We start from the raw sequence: 21,417 nt of genomic DNA on the forward strand, positions 1-21,417 counted from the left end.
CCCGTTCGCGGAACACGATGTCATGCGGTAGCAGGGAGCTCCGTCGCCGTGAAGCCCGCGACCTCCGCGTAGTGCCCGAGCAGCTCATCGCAGATCGCCGGCCAGGTCCGCTGCAGCACCGAGCGGCGCGCCGCCCGGCCGAACTGCGACCGTGCCATCGGGTCAAGGAAGGTCTCCACAGCGCCGGGCAGGACCTCCTCGAAGCTCGGCACCGGCAGCAGGAATCCGGTGCGGGCATTCGCGATGAGATCCTTCGGCCCGCCCGCATCCGGACCGATCACTGGGATGCCGCTGGCCAGCGCCTCCTGGATCGCCTGGCAGAAAGTCTCATGCTCGCCGGTGTGGACGAACATATCGAAGCTCGCGTAGGCCCGGGCGAGCTCGAGGCCGCCGAGCTGCCCGGTGAACACCGCGTCGGGCATCATCCGCTGCAGCTTCGGCCGGTCCGGGCCGTCGCCCACGATGACGATCTGCACGTCATCCCGGCCGCTGAGGACCGCGAGCCGCTCGACGTGCTTCTCCGGGGCGAGGCGGCCCACGAACCCGACGAGGAGCTTGCCCTCCGGGGTCCACTGCTCGCGAAGCTCGCCACTGCGGCGAGTCGGCGAGAACCGCTCGATGTCCACTCCCCTGCCCCATCGGTGCACCCGGGGGACGCCGTGCTTCTCGAGATCTCGTACCGATGCGCTCGAGGGCGCGAGAGTCCGGTCGCAGGCACGGTGGATGCGGCGGGTCCAGCTCCAGGCGGCACGCGCCGTCAGGCCCAGTCCGTAGCTGTCGGCGAAGCCCGCGACATCAGTCTGGAAGATCGCCACCGCGGGCACGCCGAGCCGTCGAGCGGCACCGATGCCGCCCGCGCCCAGCAGGAACGGCGACGCGAGATGGATCACGTCGGGATCGAACTCGCGGAGGGCGTCGGTGATCCACGGCTGCGGCAGTCCCACGGGCAGCGAGGTGACCATCGGCACCATCACCGCGGGCACGTGCAGCACCGGGAAGCCCTCGTACTCGTGGACAGCCTCCTCGTCACCGACGGCACCAGGCGCGATCACGATCGCGTCATGGCCGTTTCGCTTGAGATGCTCGAGGACGCGGAGCACCGAGTTGGTCACACCGTTGACGTTCGGCAGGAAGGATTCGGACACGATCGCAATACGCATAGCTGCAGCGTGAACGAGGTGAACGGCGGCCAGCCAAGCGCGCCATGACCAGCAGGAGAATCTCAGTTGAAGCTCTCGGCGTCGCGTCGCCTGCCGTGCCCGGGTTGTTCAGATCGCTGTAACTCGCGCCGGATGTACCAGAGCGGCAGCGCCGCGATCAACCAGGTGATGAGCACGATGGATGTCGCCGGGGGGACGGCAACCCACGCGTCCCGGCCAGCCACTCGCACCAGGTCGGGATCCGTGCGCGCGTACTCCACCTCGATGCGCTGGCCCACCACCAGATCGGTGGGATAGAGCACACCCAGCCTGGGGTTGTGCAGCACGCCGTCGGAGGTGCTGAAGATGACCGCGGAGCGCCGGACCCCCGCCGAGAGCACCTCCGCGGTGGCGACCCCCATGTCCGATTCGATGATCATATCGTTGCGCCACGCGCCGACCACGAGGATCACCGCGAGCATAGTGATCCCCCCGGCCAGGAGGAGCACTGCACGCCTGGCCCGCCGCAGCATCCGATATCTCACGAAAAGCAGCGTATCCGCTAGCGGGCGACGGTCGCGCGGATCGCGCTATGCAGCTCCCGCAGCCCCGACCGGTCCGTGCGGACCTCCACGATGCGCACTCCCCCGGCATCGGCCGCGCCCTCGGCGAGCACTTCACCGAGTTGGTCGAGCTCGGGCTGCTGGTAGGGGATGTTGTATGCCTCGCACAGTGCCTTGACGTTGACCCCGTGCGGGGTGCCGAAGATCCGCTCGAAGGCGCCCGCGTAGACCGGGTCACCCTGCTCGAGCAGCTCGAAGATACCGCCGCCATCGTCGTTGGCGACAACGATGGTGAGATCCTCCGGCCGTGGCTCATGCGGGCCAAGCAGCAGGCCGGAGCTGTCATGCAGGAACGTCAGGTCACCGAGCAGCGCGATGGCCCGGCCGCCATGCGCGAGCGCCGCCCCCATCGCGGTGGAGACGGTGCCGTCGATCCCGGCGACGCCACGATTGGACACCACGCGGACGTGCTCGGGCACGGGGCCCGCGAGGGCGGCATCGCGCACGGGGTTGGACGCGCCGAGCACGAGCAAGTCCCCTGGCCTTGCCGCACCGACGATCGCATTTGCCACATGCAAGCCGGTTGCCTTCGGATGGTTCGCGAGCTCGCTCCGCATCGCGATCCGCGCGCGTTGCGACAGGTCCTGGCATTGCTCGAGCCACGAGCGCCGGGGCGTGCCCGAGAGCACCGCGCGAGTGCCCGCCGCGGTCAGGTTGCCGGAGATGTCGGGCCAGCGCGGTCCCGTCGTGAGCGCATGAACGGCGATCCGCGGATCCGCGAGCAGCCGGGACACAGAGCGATGCAGGGTGGGCCGTCCCGTGATGATGGCCTGCTGGGGATGCAGCTCGCCGAGCGCATAGGGATGCACCGCGATACCGCCAGGCACATGGCGCGCCGTCGGCTCGGTGACCGTTGGCAGCCCCTCGAGCTCGGGATGCTCGCCCGAGCCGTGCCCCGCCACGACGATCGTGTCGAGCGAGACATCGATCGGCAGTGGCACATCGAGATGGGCACGCGGGGTGCTGGTCCACGGCGCGCCGTCGGGACGCCCGGGCGGCACCGTTCCGCCGTCGATCTCGGGCACAAGCGGCTCGCGCAGCGGCAGGTCGAACTGCACCGGCCCCGCGTTGCCGGTGCGGTCACCGCGCGCGGCTGCCAGCACCCGGCACACCGCCGAGCGCCATTGGCTGTTCTGGTCCCGGTCCTCCTCCGCGATGCCCAGGCTGATGCAGGCGCGCACCTGCTCGTTGAACATGCCGAGCTGCTCCACGGTCTGGTTGGCACCGGTACCGAGCATCTCGTACGGCCGGTTCGCGCTCAGCACGATCATCGGGACGCGCGCGTAGTTGGCCTCGAACACCGCGGGCGTGAGGTTCGCCACGGCCGTGCCGGAGGTCATCACCACTGGCACTGGCTTGCCGGAGCCCAGAGATAGGCCGATAGCGAGGAACCCGGCGGTGCGCTCATCGATGCGGACATGCAGCCTGATGCGGCCCGCTGTCTCGGCGGCATGGAGCGCGAAGGCCAGTGGCGCATTGCGGGATCCCGGGCACAGCACGACGTCGCGGACGCCGCCGCGGACGAGCTCATCGACGACAGCACTGGCCTGGGCAGTGGACGGGTTCACGCTTCCAGGGTGTCAGATTTCGCGGCGCCGCGCGGCCTACCGTGTCCGCTCCGGCACCCGCCCCGGCTGACATGGCCCGCCGAGGGTGCGACGATGGCAGGCGTGCGCACACATTTCGACCCGGTCCTGATGGAACCCGACCGGGTATACCAACTGCTGACCGCCACCGTGGTGCCGCGGCCCATCGCCTGGGTCTCGACCCGGTCCGCGGCCGGGGTGGACAACCTGGCGCCCTACAGCTTCTTCACCATCGCGAGCACGCGGCCGCCGATCGTGCAGTTCTGCTCGGTCGGCCACAAAGACAGTGTCCGCAATGTCGCCGAGACGGGCGAGTTCGTGGTCAACCTCGCCTCGCAGCCCATGCTCGATCAGGTCAATGCCAGCGCGGCCGCGTACGGAGCCGGGGAGAGCGAGTTCGACAAGCTCGATATCGCCCTCGAGCCCAGCGTGCGCGTCGCCCCGCCGCGGGTGCTGCACGCGCCCGTCAGCGTCGAGTGCGTGCGCGAGCGCATCATCGAGATCGGTGATTCCTTCCTCGTGCTCGGCCGGGTGGTGTTCGTCACCGTGAACAGTCGCGCGCTCGATGAGGACGGCTTGCCCGCGAGCCAGGCGCTCGCCCCGCTGAGCCGCCTCGGTGGCACCGAGTGGGGCGTGGGGATGGACACGCGCGAGGTGCCGCGGCCGATCCCACCAGCAGCGAGCTAGACGGCAGCGGCCGGGCGCTCGGCGAGGATGCGATGGCACCGGTCGAGGCGCTCCAGCCACCACTGCTGCCGCTCGGGGGTGGCGGCGAGCCGGTCCAGCGCGGCAGGGTCCGGGACGGGCCGCTCGGCCAGCATCGTACCGGCGTTCCAGGCGGGCGGCTCGGCCACATCGTCGAGAAGCAGCCGGGAGGTGCCCAGCCCGCACGCATGATGCAGCTCGGGCAAGGCCGCTGCGGTAGCGAGCCCGGTGCCGATGCCCACTGCGGTGTCGATGGCGCTGGAGACCACCACGCGCATCCCGGCAGCGGCGAGGCTGTTGGCGATGCCCAGCACGCGCGCGGGGCCACCGAGCGGGGCAACCTTGATGACCGCGATATCGGCAGCCTTCATCCGGGCGACGCGCAGCGGGTCGGAGGCCCGGCGAATGCTCTCGTCGGCCGCGATCGGCACTGCCACGCGCTGCCGCAGAGTTGCGAGCTCCTCGACCGAGCGGCATGGCTGCTCCGCGTACTCGAGATCCCCGAGCTGCTCGAGCGCGGCGGTGGCCTCCTCGACCGTCCAGGCGCCATTCGCATCGATGCGGACGGTGGGCACGAGCTCGCGCACCGCCGCGACACGGGCGAGGTCATCAGCGAGGACCTGGCCGCGCTCGGCGACCTTCACCTTGGCGGTGGTGGCACCAGGGAACCGAGCGAGCACCGCGGGCACATCGGCGGCGGGCACGGCGGGAACGGTGGCGTTGACGGGGATCGACGATCGGAGCGCGCGGGGCGGGGGCTGCCAGGCCGCGGAGATAGCCGCTGCCAGCCAGGTCGCCGCCTCCTCGTCCGGGTACTCGGGGAACGGCGCGAACTCGCCCCAGCCGTGCGGGCCCTCGATGAGCAGCGCCTCGCGATGCTCGATGCCGCGGAAGCGCACCCGCAGAGGGAGCGACACCACGCGCGCGCTGCCGCGCAGCTCGGCAAGTCCGGGCAAGGCAGGTGCGTCCATGCCCGCCACTGTAGGTGACGGCTCTTGGAGGCGACGGCCATTGGAGGCGGCGTCCCTCAGCGCGCGCGGGCGGCCTCGCGCAGCGCGTCCCAGGTGGTGATCTTGCTTCGAGGGCGCCCGGTCCCCCGCCCTCCAGTCTTCTCGACGTTGTCGATGGCCCGCCAGCCCGCCAGCCCGATCGCTCCGGGGCGACGTTCCGCGAGCATTTGGTGGAGCTGCTCCCGCCCACCGATCGGTCTGTCGAGGGCCCCGGAATTCGCATCGTCGACGATCGACCCCATGGTGTCGATGGCGTCGGCGCGGTTGTACCCGAGCGGCCCGCGGGGTCCACGCTTCGCCCAGCCCACCACGTAGGTGCCGCTCATCGTGGCCACGCGGCCATGCTCGTGCGCGGCGGTCCCCGTGCTGTCATCGACGGGCAGGCCCGGCGGCGGGCCCGGCTGGTAGCCGACGGCGCGCAGCACCAGGGAAGCGTCGATGATCCGGTCGCGCGGGGACTCGCCGGGCCGGTGCTCGCGGACCTCGATGCCGGTCACGTGGTCGTCGCCGAGGATCCGCAGCGGCGTGGTGCGGTACTGGAAACGAATGGTGCGATCTCCCGGCGATGTAGCGCGCTGCGCATGCTGGCGGGCGACGGCGAGCTTCTGCGCCACCTCCGGCTCGGCCTCGCGCCGCAGCCACTCGCTGGTTGCCCCATCGACCTCGGTGTCCGCCGGATCGATGACCACTGATGCCCCGGGGATGTTGCCCATGCCCACTAGCTCGGGCAGCGTGAACGTGGAATCGAGCAGGCCACGGCGCCCCAGCACCAGGACCTCCCGGATGCCGCTGCCCTGCAGCGCCTCGAGCGCAGGATCGGCGATATCGGTGCCAGCAAGCGCTTCGGGGCTGATCGCGAGGATGCGGGCGACATCGAGAGCGACGTTCCCGGTGCCAATGACGACTGCGGTGTCCCCCTCCAGCCGGTATTGGTCGCTCGCGTGGTCGGGGTGGCCGTTGTACCAGGCCACGAAGTCGGTGGCGGCCACGCTGCCCGGAAGTTGCTCCCCCGCGATGCCTAGCTGCCGGGGCGAGCCCGCGCCCACCGCGTACACCACGGCGTGATGATGATCGAGCAGGTGCTGGTGCGCCAGATGGGTACCGACCTCCACATCGAGGTGCAGGCCCAGCGCGGGCTTGCCGAGCAGGGGCGCGAACATCTCCACGACCTGCTGCGTATCAGCATGGTCGGGCGCGATGCCTGCCCGCATCAGCCCGAATGGGGTGGGCAACCGGTCGAACAGCTCCACCTCCACCCCGCCGAGGCCGAGCAACTGCTCGGCCAGGTACAGCCCGGCCGGCCCCGTGCCGACGATCGCGACGCGCAACGGCCCCGGGGCGAATCGCAGCGCAGGCGGGCGCTCCGGCCTCGTTGGCTCCGCCCCATAGGGATGCCGGTCGAAATAGGCGGCATTGATGTCGATGAACGGCTCCTGCTCCACCGGCAGCGAATCCTCCGGGAAGATCGCCGACACGGGGCACTCATCCACGCACGCGCCGCAATCAATGCACGCATCCGGCTCGATATACAGCATCTCGGCCGTGGCGAACAGCGGATCCGTCAGCGCGGGATGGATGCAATCGACCGGGCACGCCGGCACGCACGAGGCATCATTGCAGCAGGATCGTGTAATGACATAGGCCATCGGACCAGTCCTCGCCGTCGCCGGGGGCACTCCCACCCCAGTATGCATCCCACCGCCTATGCTCGGGACCGTGACGTTCAACGAAGAGCTGTGGGAGCCCGTACCCGGATTCGACGACCTGACCGACATCACCTACCACCGGCACGTCCGCGATGGTGCCCGGCAGGGCGTGGTGCGCGTCGCCTTCGACCGCCCCGAAGTACGCAACGCGTTCCGCCCGCACACCGTCGACGAGCTGTACCGCGTCCTCGACCACGCCCGCATGTCCGGGGACGTTGGCGTGGTCCTGCTCACCGGGAACGGCCCCAGCACTAAGGACGGCGGCTGGGCCTTCTGCTCCGGCGGCGACCAGCGCATCCGCGGCCGCACCGGCTACCAGTACGCCAGCGGCGACACCTCCGATACTGTCGACAAGGCCCGCGCGGGACGGCTCCACATCCTCGAGGTGCAACGCCTCATCCGCTTCATGCCCAAGGTCGTGATCTGCCTCGTCAACGGCTGGGCAGCGGGCGGCGGCCACAGCCTCCACGTCGTCTGCGACCTGACCCTCGCCAGCCGCGAGCATGCCCGGTTCAAGCAGACCGACGCCGACGTCGGCAGCTTCGACGCCGGATACGGCTCCGCCTACCTCGCCCGCCAGACCGGCCAGAAGAACGCCCGCGAGATCTTCTTCCTCGGCCGCGCCTACACCGCCGACGAAATGCACCGCATGGGCGCTGTCAACGCCGTCATCGACCACGATCAGCTCGAGGACACCGCCCTCGAATGGGCCGGCGAGATCCTCGGCAAGTCCCCCACCGCCATCCGCATGCTCAAGTTCGCGTTCAACGCCGTCGACGACGGCCTGGTCGGCCAGCAGATCTTCGCCGGCGAGACCACCCGCCTCGGCTACATGACCGACGAGGCAGTCGAGGGGCGCGACTCCTTCCTGGAGAAGCGGGCGCCCGACTGGTCCCCGTTCCCCTGGTACTACTGACGCCCTAGCTGACCCCGATTTCCCGCGAGCACGAGGAGGCTGGCCCCATGGACATCCTGAGCAGCCGCATCATCCTGCGACCCCGCGACCCTGCCGCCACGCTGCGGTTCTACCGGGACGTCCTGGGGCTAGCCACCTACCGCGAGTATCCCGGCGGCACCGTCCTCTTCGCTGGGCAAAGCCTCATCGAGGTTGCTGCGCACGGCCACGACCCCAGCGCCGGAACGTTTGGCGGAGCACTCTGGCTCCAGGTGCGCTCGCTAGCCGACACCACCCGGCAGCTCAAGGAGCGCGGCGCGGAGATCACCCGCGAAGCCCGCACCGAGCCGTGGGGCCTCATCGAGATGTGGACCACCGACCCTGACGGCACTCCCATCGTGCTCGTCGAGATCCCCGACGACCATCCACTGCGCCGCGACCAACGGCCACCCGCGAGCCCCGCCACCTGAGGCGCCATACTTAAGCCATGAGCGGTCCGCGACTCTTCGGCGAATGGCTGCCGAAGCGAGAGATGGAGCGACTGCTCGCGCTCGGCAAGTCACTGCGCCCACCTGTGCCCACCACCCCCGGGCAGCTCCTCGAGCTCATCCTGCGCATCGCCACGGACCGACTCGTTGGCAGACGGCTCACCCTCCGCACGGGAAACATCGACGTCTCCTTCACCCCCGTCGAGATCAGCAGCAACCTCCGCACCCTCGACCTCGCCACCGGCGCGCTCAGCGAGCTCCGCGTCACCGCCAACCACGTCCGCTGGCAATCCACAACCCTCCACCAGGTGCAGGTCGCTTGCCGCGACGTCAGGCTCCGCTCGCTGCCCGCCCCCTACCTCGTCGCCGGGCGCGTGGACCTTCGCATCACCGTCACCAGCACCGAGGTCCACCACTGGGTCAAGCAGGTCGCCCCCGACATCGACGTCGCCATCACCGACCGCGGCCGCATCCACGCCAGATGGGCCCGCCGCCCCCTGCTCGGCCACATCGAGCTCCGCGCCACCGCCGGCGAATCAGTCATCTACCTTGACCCCGTCGGCATCCACCTCTGGCAACGCAGCCTGCCCATCGCGCACCGCATCCGGCCCTTCGCTGTCACCGTCCCCGACCTGCCCCACGGCCTCCAGCTCACCAGCATCGAGACCGGCCCGGGCGAACTCATCATCCACGGCGTCACCGATCGCGCCCGCGAGCGCCTCGCCATGATCTCGCTCACCGAGATGCTCGCCCTCATCACCCGGCTCGTGGACCAGATCACCGGGTAGAGGCGGGCGCGCGGAGGCATTGATGGCCCCGGCAGTGGAAACTTCTCCCGCCTCAACCGGGAAAAGTTTCCACTCGCGGGGCGGGGCGCCCGGAACACAGGCAATCGTTTCACTGCCACGGAACCCGGCAGGTGGAAGCATTCGGCCTCACGTACCTTCGTCAGAAGTAGCGGTGGCAACAAGATGGTCGCGCGGGGCTCGATCCATTGCGGTCAAGCGCCTACGTGTTCGGCGAGGCCATGAGAATGCACCGTATCCAGCTTCGAAAGGGAATGTACATGGACGATGCACAGGACAGCAGGCCTGCTGATACGGGCAATGTCGGCGCGGAGGATACGGCGAGGAGAACGCCAGCAAGTCGCTTGCACTGCTCGACAAGGCCATTATTGCTGCCGATTCGCTCATGCTAAAGCGAGTCGAGCGCCTGCGGGCGAAGCACCCCGAGGCCAGTGCCGATCAGTTGGTGAAGAAGCTGGAGACCACATTCATGTCCGCGGTAACGGCCAGTGGTGCAGCCACCGGCGGCGCTGCGGCAGTCCCTGGAGTCGGCACGGCCGCTGCACTGGCCATGACGGCCGGGGACACTAGCTGGTTCATGACGGCCTCAGCAGCACACGTCCTGGCGGTGCTTCGCGTGCATGGCATTGAGCTTGTCGACCTCGAGCATCAGAAGGCTGTCGTGCTCACCGTGCTGGCCGGCGGAAGCGGATCGGTCTTCGCTTCCAAAGCAGCGGGACGCACGGGCGCTCACTTGGGCAAGCTGCTCACCAACTCTGTACCGCTGACCACGATTCGTTCGATCAACCGCGTGCTTGGCTACAACTTCGTCACCCGCTATGGCACACGCCAGGGAGTCCTTGTCATCGGTAGAGTCGCTCCTTTCGGGATCGGGGCAGCGATCGGCGCCGGTGGCAACCTGGTCTTCGCCAAGGGCGTGGTGAAATCCACCCGTTTCGCTGCTGAGACTGCTCGCAACCTCTAGCTCTTGCCACGAGTGGAAACTTTTCCCGGTTGAGACGGGAATAGTTTCCACTGGCGGCGCGGCCCAAAGCCGCTACCCCTACCGCCCACGCGGGTAGCGGGCGTGGAGGAGGCGGGCGCGGAGCACGGCGCAGGCGAAGATGACGGCGATGCTGTCGGGTTGCGCCTCGCCGGGGTGGAGGATGCCGAGAGCCTCGAGCTCGTGGCGGAGCTTGCCGAGGGTGCGGGAGGCGGCTCTCACGGATGCTTCGCTGATGCCGTCGTGCCAGCCTTCCTCGGTGAGCATCGCGTCGGCGAGGAAGTGCGCGTTCATGGTGGTGGTGCCGCGGGCGGTGCTGGCGAGCGAGATCATCAGTGCTTCGGCGATGACCGCTTCGGCCGTGTAGCGGGTACCGATCCAGTCGTGGACGAGGGTGTCGAGCACGTCGTCGATGGAGAGATGGCGGGCGCGCGCTCGCAGGGTTGTGCGCCCGTTGGCGCGGTGGACGAGCCCAAGGCGTTGCAGGACGAGGCGGAGCTGGCGCTCGGCGGCGGTCTCGACGCTCGACGTGTGGTGCTCGCCGTGCTCCTGCAGGTAGCGGTATGCGGTTCGGGCGGCATGGAGCGGGACGATCCGGGCTGCATGGATCACGCTGGCGAGCTCGTCATAGAGGGCGGCCCGGGTCGGCGACAGGGTGGACCACAGCTCGATGCGGCAGTCGAGCAGGTCGTCGAGGAGGGTGTGACCGTCGTGACCGGTGGCGAGGATGGAGTGGGTGATCGCTTCGCGGCTGCCCTGGCTCAGCCTGGGCCGCCCCGTGGTGACAACACCGTCGGTGATCGTGGCGACCTCGAGGGTGGCGGCGATGCGGTCGACGATGTCGAGCTCGCTGATGGTGCAGATGGGTTGCCAGGAGACGACGCGGGTGTCGGGGGGCGTGACTCCGGATGCGTGCATGTGCTCGCGAAAGATGGATTCCCATGTCTCGTCGGTCTCGATGGTGAGCAGGGCGCGGGTCTCGTCGCTGCGGGCGATGGCGGCATAGCGAGCGAGGCCGAGGCGATCGAGCAGGTCCGCGAGGGCCTGGCTACGGGCCCAGGCCCGCTCGACGCCGAGGTCGAGGCGCCGGATGGTTGCCCAGCAATACTGCTGCACGCTGGCCTGGATGGGGCCGCCGGGGGGCGAGAGCGCGACGAGCTCGTGCCATGCGGATTCGGCGTCCGCTGCGACGGCGGGGTCATCCGCATCGAGCGCGCTGATGGCTGCCGCGACTGACTCGTCCACATACCCAATGTATCGCTGCTAGCACCCGCTGTCCCGCCCCAGCAAATGCCAGCGCTGGCGAGGGTGGCAGCATCAAGCGCATGACCGTTCCCGTTCCCCTGCCGATACCCACTGGCGCCGGGGCAGCGGAGGTCCTTGATGATCTCGCTGCGGCGCTCGCGGGCCGCGAGACATGGCTCCCGGTGCCCGAGGGCGACGAGCGGGAATCGTTGCGGCTGCGGGACGCGATGGCCGGGCACGTGCTTCCCACGGATCGGCAGACCGCGATCGTCGTCGCCACCTCCGGCACCACGGGCCTCCCGAAGGGCGCAATGCTCTCCTCCAGCGCGTTGCACGCCAGTATTGCGAGCACTCATGCCAGGCTCGGCGGGCCCGGCCGCTGGCTGCTGGCCTTGCCGCCGCATCATGTGGCGGGGCTGCAGGTGCTACTGCGGAGCCTAGTCGCGGGGACCACGCCGACCGTGCTCGATGTGGCGGGCGGGTTCTCTGCCGAGGCCTTCGCCGAAGCCACGGAACGGATGCTGGCTGGCCCAGGACCGTGCTACACCTCGCTGGTACCAGGGCAGGTGCGGAAGATCCTCGATGACCCCCGTGCCCGCGCCGCTCTCGCGGGGCTCGACGCCGTCCTCGTTGGTGGCGCAGCACTTCCGACGCAGGTTCGCGACGCGGCACGGACAGCGGGCGCGCGCCTCGTGCGGACCTACGGCATGAGCGAGACCTGCGGCGGGTGCGTCTACGACGGTGTGCCCCTCGATGGCGTGAAGGTCCGCCTCGACGATGGCCGGATCATGCTCGGTGGGGCCACGCTCGCGCACGGCTATCTCAACGCGCCCGGCCATCCCGCGTTCGCCGAGCCTGGCTGGTTCCGCACCGACGATGCCGGCGAGCTCGACGGCAGCACGCTCGTGGTGACCGGTCGGCTCGATGAGGCGATCACCAGTGGTGGTCTCACCGTGGTGCCGCAAGTGGTCGAGCGGGCCCTCGGCACTCATCCCGCGATCGCCGAGTGCGCGGTGGTGGGCCTCGACGATGATCGGCTCGGCCAGCGCATCGCCGTGGCGATCCTCGTTTGCCCCGGCCAGCCGGCTCCCACGCTCGAAGCAGTGCGCGAGCATGTAACAGGGCAGCTCGGGCCGCGCGCTGCTCCCCGAGAGCTCCACATCGTCACCGCCCTCCCCCACCGTGGCCCCGGCAAGATCGACCGGCGCGCGCTGCGCGAGCAGCTTGCTGGTAAGGGCCAGCCGCAAACGCGATAGAAACCGCGGAAAACCCAGGTCCGCTTCTATCGCGTTTGACGGTTTCCCGTGCTTTTGCCGCCGGGCATCCCGAGGGCAACCGCTGCGCAACCCCCCAGGCGCCCTCCACCCACCGCCGCCTGACCCGCGCGTCCAACCTGCGGCCGACCGGCCAATGCTGATTAGATCAAGGCATGGCATCGGTAGCTGAATGGATCGAGGGGGCGCGCCCGCGCACGCTCCCGACCGCCCTCGCCCCCGTGATCGCAGGTACCGGCGTCGCCGGGGCCGCGGGCGGCATCGTGTGGTGGAAGGCCCTGCTAGCACTGGTCGTCGCGGTCGCGCTGGTGCTCGGGGTCAACTTCGCCAACGACTACTCCGATGGGATCCGCGGCACCGACGATGATCGGGTGGGCCCCATGCGCCTGGTCGGTTCCGGCGCCGCCGACGCAGCCCTCGTCAAGAAGGTGGCGTTCAGCTGCTTCGGGGTGGCGATGCTGGCAGGCCTCGTGCTCGCGGCCACCACTGCCTGGTGGATCGTGCTCGTGGGGCTGCTGTGCATCGCGGGAGCATGGTTCTACACCGGCGGCTCCCGCCCCTACGGCTACCTCGGCTTTGGCGAGATAGCGGTATTCGTGTTCTTCGGGCTCGTCGCGGTGCTCGGCACCGAGTTCGTGCAGACCGGCTCGGTGACGCTCGCGGGGCTGTGGTGCGCGATCGGGATCGGCTCGCTGACCACCGCGGTGCTCGTGGCGAACAACCTGCGCGACATCCCCACCGATGAGGTCGCGGGCAAGGTTACGCTCGCGGTTCGCCTCGGCGATCGCCGCACCCGGCAGTTGTACCTGGCGCTCGTGCTCGTGCCATTCCTGATGTGCCTACCGCTCGCGCTGCAGCATCCCGCCGCGCTCCTCGGCCTGGTGGCCCTCCCCATGGCCCTGCGCGCATACATCCCCGTGCGCTCCGGGGACACCGGTCTGGCGCTGATCGGGACGTTGCGCGACACTGGCCTGGCGTTGCTCGGCTGGGCGATCCTCGTCACCGTTGGGCTCAACGCCGGGTGAGTACCAGTCCGCAACTGTCGAAAGGGAATCCTTCCATGCTGCTCACCGCCGCTGTCGGCGCGCTGCTCCTGCTCCTGCTGGTCACCGAGTTCATCGCCGTCGTCGCGGTCGGCGCGTACGCCTTCTCGCTCGGAGGCTCCGATGCGACGGGCGCGGCACTCGCGATCGCTGCCGTGCTCCTGATCGCGGTGCTGTGGTGGGCATATGCCTCGCCCCGATCTCACTACGATTTCCCGCCCGGGCGGATCCTCGTCAAGCTCGCCGTACTAGCAGCGGCCACCTACTCCATCTGGATGCTGTGGGGAGCAACCCTTGGCATCGCCTTCGCGGCGGCGTGGATCGTGGTGCACCTGCTCGCGGAGTCACCGATCCTTCCTGCCAGCGAATAGCAACGCCCGGGCTTGTTTCAGCCCGGGCGTGCTTAGTCGGACGTGCTTAGGCGCGATCGGGAACGATCATGCCGAGCACCAGGTTGACGACCGCGATCAGCAGCCCGCCCCAGAATGCCGCCCCGAATCCCGCGATGATCAGGCCAAAGTCAAGGTAAGTGGTGATCCACTCGGTGAGCAGTAGCATGAACGCGTTGATGATCAGCAGGAACAGGCCCAGCGTGAGAATGATCAGCGGCAGCGCGAGCAGCTTGACCACCGGCTTGACCAGCATGTTGATCAGCGTGAAGATCACACCGATCGCCACGATGAATAGCACGTTCTCGGCCGTGGTCTCGCCAGGGGTATACAGGTCGATGCCCGTGATCCACTCGGCAGCGAGCCAGATCGCGAACGAGTTGATCGCTAGGGTCAGCAGGAAAATCATGCCCCCATCGTGGCACGCTGCTGGTTGATATGCCCGGTCCAGTCGGAAGCGTCACATCTCGGCTTGCCGCGCGCGGTCGGCGGGGGGCCCTGCTCGCGAGAGGCTCGCGGCGGGCAAAAGCACGGGAAACCGCCAAACGCGATAGAAACCGACCTGGGATTATCGCGGTTTCTATCGCGTTTGCGGCTGACGGCGCCCAGCGGGCACCGGCCCCTACTCCGCCGCGACCGCGCTCAGGATATCCATCCGGCCCGCCCGCCAGGCAGGCACGAGAGCACCGGCTAGCGCGAGCATCAGCGCAGCGAGGGCGTACAGCCCGGCCACGGGAACGATCTCGTAGTTGATGCTCACCGCGGTGGTGCCCGATAGCGCCACGGTGGCGAGGTAGTGCAGCGCGCCACCGAAAAGCAGGCCCAGCGCGCCGCCCACGATGCCGACCGAGACGGCTTCCACGAGCACGGTGCGCGCGATGAAGCGTCGGCTCGCGCCCATGGCGCGAAGCACGCCGAGCTCGCGGCGCCGGTCGAGCACCGACAGCATGAGGGTGTTGAGCAGGGCAACGGCCGCGACGAGCGCGACGATCCATTGCACGCCCACGGCGAGGGCTCCGGCCTGCTCGGTGGCGCCGCGGGCCGCGCCATACGCCTCGGCGCCCGTCTCGAGGAATACCCCATCCGGGAGCTGCTCGCGCACCGCGGCGATCACCGTGGCAGCCTCCGCGCCGTCTGCCACCTGCACCTCGAGGAAGGTCGAGCCAGGCCGCTCGTACCACTCCTGCATCATCGCCAGCGGCATCGCGAGCATCCCTGATCCCACGGAGAGGTAGTCGATGACGCCGATGATCGGCGCGGAGCGGGCGCCGCTGGGCGTGGCGAGCTCGACAGTATCCCCGGTCTCGAGCCCGATCTGCCGGGCAAGCTGGCGGGACAGGACGATCCCGTCGCCCTGGTGCAGGGCTTGCCGCAGGGATTCGTCCATCATCCGCACGGCGGGCGCGGTGGTGCCGGGCATCGCCCCGAGGACCATCGCTTTCAACGGCGCGCCACCGGGACTGCTGATGTTGGCGTAGGCCCACTGGCCCTCGGTGACGCTCTCGATCCCAGGGGCCTGGTCGAGCACCTCGTAAGCCCCCTCGGGCACGACCGGCCCGGCGGGGACGACATCGACGGGCGTGGTGGAGAGGTAGAAGTCGGCGTCGGCGAGGGGCGCGACGAGGTCGCCGGAGGAATCCACCAGGTTGCGCATGGATCCGGTGGTCGATACCGCGACCGCGACAGCGATCATGACCGTCACTGCGGTGGCCCAGACGCGGCGTGGGGCGCGGGACGCGGATTCGGACGCAAGCCTGCCGGGTGCTCCGCCGCGCAATGCGAGCCAGGCGGTGGCACCGCTGATCCCGCGGATCACGCCGTAGCACAGGGCCAGGCCGCCGACCGCGAACAGCGCGCTGGCGACGAGGGCGCGGCGATCCTCGAACTGGAAGGCCATCGCGAGCGCGAGCAGCATGACCGCGATCCCACCGATCGTGGCCGTTCTCGTCCACGGCTGGTGATCGCCCTCCGCGGTGATCACATCCGCGGGCTGCAGCGCCTCGACTGGCGCCACGGCGAACACTTGCCGCGCGGCGACGGCGGATGCTGCCACGCTGGCGAGGATGCACAGCAGGACCGCGATGATGGGCGCGTACCACTGCACCGCGAAGGTGATCTCGGTGCTGAATGATTGCAGCAGCACGGGTGGTATCCGGTTGACCGCGAGGCCGCCCATGAGCGCGCCGAGGGGGACCCCGAGCGCACCACCGAGGGCGCCGAGGAAGGCGGCCTCGCCGATGAGGCCGCGGACGATGGTGCCGCGCCGCGCGCCGACCGCCCGGAGCGTCGCGATCGCGGGCCTGCGCTGCGCGACCGTCATGTTCATGGAGTTGAAGACGAGGAACGCGGCGACGACGAGCCCGATCATCGCCACGATCAGGGTGGAATCGCGGGTGAGGGCGATGGCCGAGCCGGCCTGGGCGGTGCGGAAGCCTGGTTCGGCGACGAGTGCCTCGCCGTCGATGGCCTGCTCGATGCGCTCGCGCGTGGCGTTCGCATCGGCGCTGGGCTCGAGCAGGACGAACACGGAATCGAGGATGCCCTCGCGGCCGGCGAGGCGTTGCGCGACGGGAAGGGCGGTGATCAGGAAGTTGCCGCCGTTGATGGCCGCCGCATTGGGCGTTTCGAGGACCTCGATGACGGTCGCGGTGCCTCCGGCCAGTTCGATCTCGTCGCCAGCGGTGGCGCCGATCCCGGGTCCGGCGAGCACACCGCCCGCGAGGAGGTCCGAAGGAGCCGCGTCGAGGCCGTCAGCGATCATGCTGCCGAGCCGGGCTGCGCTGGCGTCGCTGCCGAAGAGCAGTGTTGTTCCGTTGTCGGCCGTCGGGACGGGGGTCCACACCATTGGCACCGCCGCATCGACCCCGTCCACGACGCGCACCCGGCCCACGACGGTGTCGTCGAAGCCGGTGTCGGTGATGGCGGTGATCTCGAGGTCGGCATCGCCGGCGACGGTGGCCGAGAGGTCCCCCACTGATCCGGTGAGGGACCCGTAGGTGGAGAGCACGGAGACGATCAGCGCGGAGGAGACCGCGATGACGGCCGTGGAGATGGCGGCGCGCACGGGCCGGGCCCACAGTTCACGAAGGTGCAGCAGCCACCAGCGGTCGAGGTGCGCGCGAACGCTAGCCATCGGCGTGCTCGAGGCGCCCGTCGCGCATCGCGAGGACGAGGTCGGTGCGATCGGCCGCGGACGCGTCGTGGGTGACCATGACGACGAGCCGGTTGGTGCTGCTGTGCGCGATGTCGGTGAGCAGGTCGAGGACGCCGCTTCCGGTGCGGGAGTCGAGGTTGCCGGTGGGCTCGTCGGCGAGGATCACGGGGGGATCGTTGATGAGCGCGCGGGCGATGGCGACGCGCTGCATCTGCCCGCCCGAGAGCTCCGCGGGCCGGTGGTCCACCCGATCCGCGAGCCCCACCCGCTGCAGCAGCGCGATCGCGTCCTCGCGGGCGCTGGAGAGTGCCTGCCCATCGAGGAGCCGGGGCACGGCCACGTTCTCCCAGGCCGTAAGGGTCGGCAGGAGGTTGAAGAACTGGAACACGAACCCGATGTGGTGGCGCCGGAACTCGGCGAGCTGGGTGTCGCTGTAGGCGCCGATGTCGTGGCCGCCCACGGTGACCGTGCCCGAGGTGGGGGTGTCCAGCCCGCCCATCAGGTGAAGCAGGGTGCTCTTGCCTGCTCCGGACGGGCCGACGATGGAGACGAACTGACCGCCGGCGAGGTCGAGGTCTACCCCGTCGAGGGCGCGCACGATCTCCTCGCCGAGCCGGTACTCGCGCACCACCTTGTGGAATCGCACTGCCGGATCGTTGCCGCCGCTGGTCATGGGTGCTACTCCCCTGCTGTCCATTGCCCCGTAGTCCACTGCCCTGTCGCGAGGAAGTCCTCGATCACCTGAGTGGGCCCCGCCAGATCGAGGCCTTCGCGTGCTATCCAGCCGTCGTCGAAGTAGGTGCCCGCGTACCGGTCCCCGCCGTCGCACAGCAGGGTGACGACGCTGCCGCTGCGCCCCTCAGCGATCATGCGGGAGATCAGTTCGAAGGCACCCCACAGGTTGGTGCCGGTGGATCCGCCGACGGGGCGGCCCAGGTGGCGCGACGCGAAGCGCATGGCGGCGATGGAGGAGGCATCGGGGACGCGCACCATGTGATCGACGACCTCGGGCACGAAGGATGGCTCGACCCGCGGCCGCCCGATTCCCTCGATGCGCGATCCGCACGTCTCGGTCAGTCCCCGATGCCCGGTGCGCCATGCATCGAGGAAGACCGAGTTCTCGGGATCGACCACGCACAGCCGGGTGGCATGCCGCTTGTAGCGCAGGTAGCGGCCCATCGTGGCGCTGGTGCCTCCCGTGCCCGCCCCCACGACGATCCACTCCGGCACGGGATGCTCCTCGAGCTCGAGCTGCTGGAAGATCGATTCGGCGATGTTGTTGTTGCCCCGCCAATCGGTCGCCCGCTCGGCGTTGGTGAACTGATCGAGGTAGTGCCCGCCGCAGGCCTCGGCGAGGCGCTGCGCCTCGCGGTAGATCTCGCTGGGCTCGGAGACGAAGTGGCATTCGCCGCCCTGCGCCTCGATCAACGCGATCTTCGATGGGCTGGTGGTCGCGGGCATGACGGCGACGAAGCGCAGCCCGAGCAGCCGCGCGAAGTAGGCCTCGGAGACAGCGGTCGAGCCCGAGGACGCCTCGATGACGGTGGAGCGCTCGTGGATCCACCCGTTGCACAGGCCGTACAGGAACAGCGATCGGGCCAGGCGATGCTTGAGACTGCCGGTGATGTGGGTGGATTCGTCCTTGAGGTACAGCTGCACGCGCGCCTCGGATCCGGGCCACTTCTCGGGCAGTGGATAGCGCAGCAGGTGGGTATCGGCGCTGCGCTGCGCGTCGGCCTCGATGAGGCGCACCGCGTTGTCCGCCCAATCCCGGCTGGGCGCAGCGGAGGTGGACGGCAAGCCCTGGCGCGGTGGGGTCACTGCCCGCCCGTATCGCCCTGCTGCGCTCCCCGCAGCCGCGCCTCGAGGTCCGCTCGCTGCTGGCGGCGCTGCGAGTCCAGGGCGGCGATGCCTTCGTTGATGCGCTGGCGCAATGGCTTGAACAGCACGAAGGACAAGGGCATGGCGATCAGGACGGCGAACAGCAGCGCGACGAGGAGGTAGACCTCGACCCCGACGAGCATGCCCCCGCCGATGATCATCCCGGCGATGATGGCCGCGAGGACCAGCCTCGCGATGGTGAACAGGATGATGTCGCGGACGAGGGTGCCCTTGGTGTGCTGGCGCTGCGGCGATGCCTGGGGTGACGATGACGAGGTGCTCACGGCTCAAGGCTACCGAGTACTTGGCCGCGCGCTCTGCCCGCCACCGGCCATGGCACTTGGCGGTGGAGCATGCAAGGCCAGTCGAGGGCAGCGAGGTCTGGCCAGGACGCCAAGCAGGGCCCTCCACGACCGTGGAGAAATGCCCGCTTAATCCCTTACTTCCGCTTTACCAACGTCCTACCGTTCGAGTACCTGGCCCCCTCGGTGCCACTATTGATCAAAGTTCATCCGGTCACAAACCGAAGGAGCACGGAAATGACTGTCATTGGATTCGAGACCAACGAGCGACTGCTCACCCCCGGCCAGGTCGCCTCACTCTTCAGTGTCGACCCGAAGACTGTTTCCCGCTGGGCGCTCGCCGGACGGCTCGGATCGCTGCGCACCCCGGGCGGGCACCGTCGTTTCCGCGAGTCCGAGGTCCGCGAGCTGCATGCCCGGCTGACCTCCGAGGCGCACCGCTGACACCACGCTGGAGCCCGGGCCAGGGTCTTCCTGGCCGGGACAGCACCGCACCGCTACTCTCGTAAGGAGAAGGAGGTGCGTCATGCTGTGGATCCTGGCCATTCTGGGGCTGATCCTGCTCACTGTGCTCTTGTGGCGCGCTTTCGGACCCACCTTGCTCGGGCGGACGGACAACACCCCCCGAGCAGTTGGCCCGGATGATGATCCCGAGTTCTTGTGGCGGATCAAGAAGGACATGAGCAAGGAACGTCCAGTCGACCCGAACCGCACCGACCCGCAGAACGAGAGCGGCGAGGCATAAGGGAGCGGAGATCCGGGACGGCCCGCGCGGTCGCGATTTTCCATACACGACGAAAGCGGTGGGGAGCCTAGGCTCCCCACCGCTTTCGTGTGTCTCGATCGACTATGTTGTTCAGCCCTTGCTCGCGTTGCCGAAGCCGCTCGCCAGCGTCGCCGCGAGCTCCATCAGCGCGAGCTTCGTGGCGGGGCGCAGGCGCTCCATGTCGATCTCCGCGCCCTCCTCGAGGTGCGGGTCGAAGGGCAGCATCTGGACGGCACGGCTGCGCTTGCTGAAGTGCTGTACCACCTTGTCGAGATCAACCTTGCCCGCCTTGGGCCGGGCAGCGTTGATGACGGTGACCGACCTGGCGACGAGGTCAGCGTGGCCGTGCGCCTCGAGCCAGTCCATGGTGGCCGAGGCGCTGCGTGCGCCATCGACCGATCCCGAGCTGACGATGATCAGCGCATCCGCGCTATCGAGCACGCCCGACATCGCGGAATGCATGAGCCCGGTGCCGCAATCGGTGAGCACCAGGTTGTAGAAGCGCTCGAGCACATCGAGGACCTCGTGATAGTCCGTGGCGCTGAACGCCTCCGAGACCGCGGGGTCGCTGTCGGATGCCAGGACCTCGAGCCGGCTCGTCGCCTGCGAGGTGAATGCCCGGACGTCGCTGTAGCGCTGGATGTCGGCGCCCTTGCGGAGCAGGTCACGCACAGTGGCATCCGTACCGAGGGGCAGCTTGTTGCTCAGGGTGCCCCGGTCCGGGTTCGCGTCCACCGCGATGACCCGGTCGCCGCGCAGCGATGCGAACGTCGAGCCGACAGCCGCGGTCACGGTGGTCTTGCCGACGCCGCCCTTGAGGCTGAGCACCGCGATCTTGTGGCAGCCGTAGAGCGAGCCCCGGATCTCTGCGGTCAGCTCGGCGATCCGGGCTTCCTTCTTGCCGTCGCCCAGATTGACCGACCCACCAGTGCAGGAGTAGACAGCCTTCCGCCAACCCCGCCGCGGCGCTGGCTTGACCGGCTTGAGCAGGACCTCGCTAGAGAGATCCCACGAGTTCAGGCTGCTCGATGATGCGCCTGGACCAGCGAAGAGATCCGTGGTGGCCGCTGCTATGGCGCCGGAACCCTTGCTGGATGCGGCTGGCGCGGCCTTCGGTGCGGACGGAATCCGTCCGGCCTGGTCATCGGACCAAATGCCCGGGACGTCCTTCTGCAGTGGATCGTTCTTGTACGCATGGCTGACCTGACCGGTCATCGCCACCTCCCCCTGAAGCGCGTGAACTGAATGATGGAAGCGACAATCCCCCGATTGGTCGCCGATATTGAGTAAGCACCATCGGGCGGTCCCGCGCAACCCCACGCGAGCCAGCCTCCCAGATAATGAGACCGCCCGGAGAGGCTCGGCAAGCTCCCCCGCTGGCCGCCCGGGCCCCGCCAGAATGCCTGCGGAGAGGGTGCGTGCT

At 69.1% G+C, this 21,417-nt stretch carries 22 protein-coding genes; 10 read left to right on the plus strand and 12 right to left on the minus strand.

The genetic code is table 11. From position 1 onward, the window contains the following. Positions 1-20: 20 nt before the first annotated feature. From QC765_RS09880 to menD, 3 genes are all read right to left on the minus strand, one after another. A complete protein-coding gene (locus QC765_RS09880) occupies positions 21-1,160 on the minus strand; it encodes a glycosyltransferase family 4 protein (protein ID WP_278314273.1) in 1,140 nt (379 codons plus the stop codon). A 62-nt stretch (positions 1,161-1,222) separates the two neighbouring features. Beyond that, a complete protein-coding gene (locus QC765_RS09885) occupies positions 1,223-1,672 on the minus strand; it encodes a DUF3592 domain-containing protein (RefSeq protein ID WP_373876734.1) in 450 nt (149 codons plus the stop codon). 29 nt (positions 1,673-1,701) lie between these two features. Continuing rightward, on the minus strand, positions 1,702-3,330 hold the full coding sequence (gene menD, locus QC765_RS09890) for a 2-succinyl-5-enolpyruvyl-6-hydroxy-3-cyclohexene-1-carboxylic-acid synthase (RefSeq protein WP_278314275.1): 1,629 nt from the start codon (positions 3,328-3,330) through the stop codon (positions 1,702-1,704). Positions 3,331-3,423: 93 nt separating this feature from the next. On the opposite strand from menD, the gene QC765_RS09895 reads away from it, so the two are divergent. After that, a complete protein-coding gene (locus QC765_RS09895; protein WP_278314276.1) occupies positions 3,424-4,035 on the plus strand; it encodes a flavin reductase family protein in 612 nt (203 codons plus the stop codon). Here QC765_RS09895 and QC765_RS09900 read toward each other — a convergent pair. Continuing rightward, complete coding sequence (locus QC765_RS09900; RefSeq protein WP_278314277.1) at positions 4,032-5,024, minus strand: o-succinylbenzoate synthase; 993 nt, start codon at positions 5,022-5,024, stop codon at positions 4,032-4,034. The two genes, QC765_RS09895 and QC765_RS09900, sit on opposite strands and share 4 nt — an antisense overlap. A 56-nt stretch (positions 5,025-5,080) precedes the next feature. Next, positions 5,081-6,709 carry a 4Fe-4S binding protein gene (locus QC765_RS09905; protein ID WP_278314278.1) on the minus strand — a complete coding sequence of 543 codons (1,629 nt, stop codon included), beginning with the start codon at positions 6,707-6,709 and terminating at the stop codon, positions 5,081-5,083. Between the two features lie 58 nt (positions 6,710-6,767). Here QC765_RS09905 and QC765_RS09910 point away from each other — a divergent pair, with 58 nt between their 5' ends. The 4 genes from QC765_RS09910 to QC765_RS09925 all read left to right on the plus strand — a co-directional run bounded on the left by QC765_RS09910 (position 6,768) and on the right by QC765_RS09925 (position 9,922). Continuing rightward, a complete protein-coding gene (locus QC765_RS09910; RefSeq protein WP_278314279.1) occupies positions 6,768-7,685 on the plus strand; it encodes a 1,4-dihydroxy-2-naphthoyl-CoA synthase in 918 nt (305 codons plus the stop codon). A 47-nt stretch (positions 7,686-7,732) separates the two neighbouring features. After that, on the plus strand, positions 7,733-8,134 hold the full coding sequence (locus tag QC765_RS09915; protein WP_278314280.1) for a VOC family protein: 402 nt from the start codon (positions 7,733-7,735) through the stop codon (positions 8,132-8,134). Between the two features lie 17 nt (positions 8,135-8,151). After that, positions 8,152-8,940 (plus strand): LmeA family phospholipid-binding protein, encoded by a 789-nt coding sequence (locus QC765_RS09920; RefSeq protein WP_278314281.1) that lies wholly within the window; start codon positions 8,152-8,154, stop codon positions 8,938-8,940. A 403-nt stretch (positions 8,941-9,343) separates the two neighbouring features. Beyond that, positions 9,344-9,922, plus strand: a complete 579-nt coding sequence (locus QC765_RS09925; protein WP_278314282.1) for a hypothetical protein — start codon at positions 9,344-9,346, stop codon at positions 9,920-9,922. A gap of 78 nt (positions 9,923-10,000) precedes the next feature. Here the strand turns inward: QC765_RS09925 and QC765_RS09930 are convergent, their stop codons facing one another. Beyond that, entirely contained in the window at positions 10,001-11,185 is a 1,185-nt protein-coding gene (locus QC765_RS09930; protein WP_278314283.1) for a hypothetical protein, read from the minus strand. Between the two features lie 80 nt (positions 11,186-11,265). Here QC765_RS09930 and menE point away from each other — a divergent pair, with 80 nt between their 5' ends. From menE to QC765_RS09945, 3 genes are all read left to right on the plus strand, one after another. Further along, positions 11,266-12,441 carry an o-succinylbenzoate--CoA ligase gene (gene menE / locus QC765_RS09935; protein WP_278314284.1) on the plus strand — a complete coding sequence of 392 codons (1,176 nt, stop codon included), beginning with the start codon at positions 11,266-11,268 and terminating at the stop codon, positions 12,439-12,441. Positions 12,442-12,614: 173 nt separating this feature from the next. Beyond that, positions 12,615-13,484, plus strand: a complete 870-nt coding sequence (locus QC765_RS09940; RefSeq protein WP_278314285.1) for a 1,4-dihydroxy-2-naphthoate polyprenyltransferase — start codon at positions 12,615-12,617, stop codon at positions 13,482-13,484. Positions 13,485-13,519: 35 nt separating this feature from the next. Continuing rightward, positions 13,520-13,873, plus strand: a complete 354-nt coding sequence (locus tag QC765_RS09945; protein ID WP_278314286.1) for a DUF2568 domain-containing protein — start codon at positions 13,520-13,522, stop codon at positions 13,871-13,873. A 46-nt stretch (positions 13,874-13,919) separates the two neighbouring features. Here the strand turns inward: QC765_RS09945 and QC765_RS09950 are convergent, their stop codons facing one another. The 5 genes from QC765_RS09950 to QC765_RS09970 all read right to left on the minus strand — a co-directional run bounded on the left by QC765_RS09950 (position 13,920) and on the right by QC765_RS09970 (position 19,210). After that, on the minus strand, positions 13,920-14,300 hold the full coding sequence (locus tag QC765_RS09950; RefSeq protein ID WP_278314287.1) for a phage holin family protein: 381 nt from the start codon (positions 14,298-14,300) through the stop codon (positions 13,920-13,922). Positions 14,301-14,513: 213 nt separating this feature from the next. Next, on the minus strand, positions 14,514-17,024 hold the full coding sequence (locus QC765_RS09955; RefSeq protein WP_278314288.1) for an FtsX-like permease family protein: 2,511 nt from the start codon (positions 17,022-17,024) through the stop codon (positions 14,514-14,516). Further along, a complete protein-coding gene (locus QC765_RS09960; RefSeq protein ID WP_278314289.1) occupies positions 17,017-17,718 on the minus strand; it encodes an ABC transporter ATP-binding protein in 702 nt (233 codons plus the stop codon). The genes QC765_RS09955 and QC765_RS09960 overlap by 8 nt, the downstream gene beginning before the upstream one ends. 5 nt (positions 17,719-17,723) lie before the next feature. Further along, positions 17,724-18,866 (minus strand): L-cysteine desulfhydrase Cds1, encoded by a 1,143-nt coding sequence (gene cds1 / locus QC765_RS09965; protein ID WP_278314290.1) that lies wholly within the window; start codon positions 18,864-18,866, stop codon positions 17,724-17,726. After that, positions 18,863-19,210: a DUF4229 domain-containing protein gene (locus QC765_RS09970; protein WP_278314291.1), complete on the minus strand. Its 348-nt coding sequence runs from the start codon at positions 19,208-19,210 to the stop codon at positions 18,863-18,865. The genes cds1 and QC765_RS09970 overlap by 4 nt, the downstream gene beginning before the upstream one ends. A 255-nt stretch (positions 19,211-19,465) precedes the next feature. Here QC765_RS09970 and QC765_RS09975 point away from each other — a divergent pair, with 255 nt between their 5' ends. Both QC765_RS09975 and QC765_RS09980 read left to right on the plus strand, forming a co-directional pair. Beyond that, complete coding sequence (locus tag QC765_RS09975) at positions 19,466-19,672, plus strand: BldC family transcriptional regulator (protein WP_149360476.1); 207 nt, start codon at positions 19,466-19,468, stop codon at positions 19,670-19,672. A gap of 82 nt (positions 19,673-19,754) precedes the next feature. Beyond that, complete coding sequence (locus tag QC765_RS09980) at positions 19,755-19,973, plus strand: hypothetical protein (protein ID WP_278314292.1); 219 nt, start codon at positions 19,755-19,757, stop codon at positions 19,971-19,973. A 111-nt stretch (positions 19,974-20,084) separates the two neighbouring features. On the opposite strand, the gene QC765_RS09985 is transcribed toward QC765_RS09980, so the two are convergent. Continuing rightward, the gene (locus QC765_RS09985) at positions 20,085-21,209 is read right to left on the minus strand and encodes a MinD/ParA family ATP-binding protein (protein WP_278314293.1); all 1,125 of its coding nucleotides are present in this window, start codon (positions 21,207-21,209) and stop codon (positions 20,085-20,087) included. Between the last annotated feature and the right edge of the window lie 208 nt (positions 21,210-21,417).

It is taken from the genome of Hoyosella levis (assembly GCF_026008515.1).
GTDB classification, from domain to species: Bacteria; Actinomycetota; Actinomycetes; order Mycobacteriales; family Mycobacteriaceae; genus Lolliginicoccus; species Lolliginicoccus levis.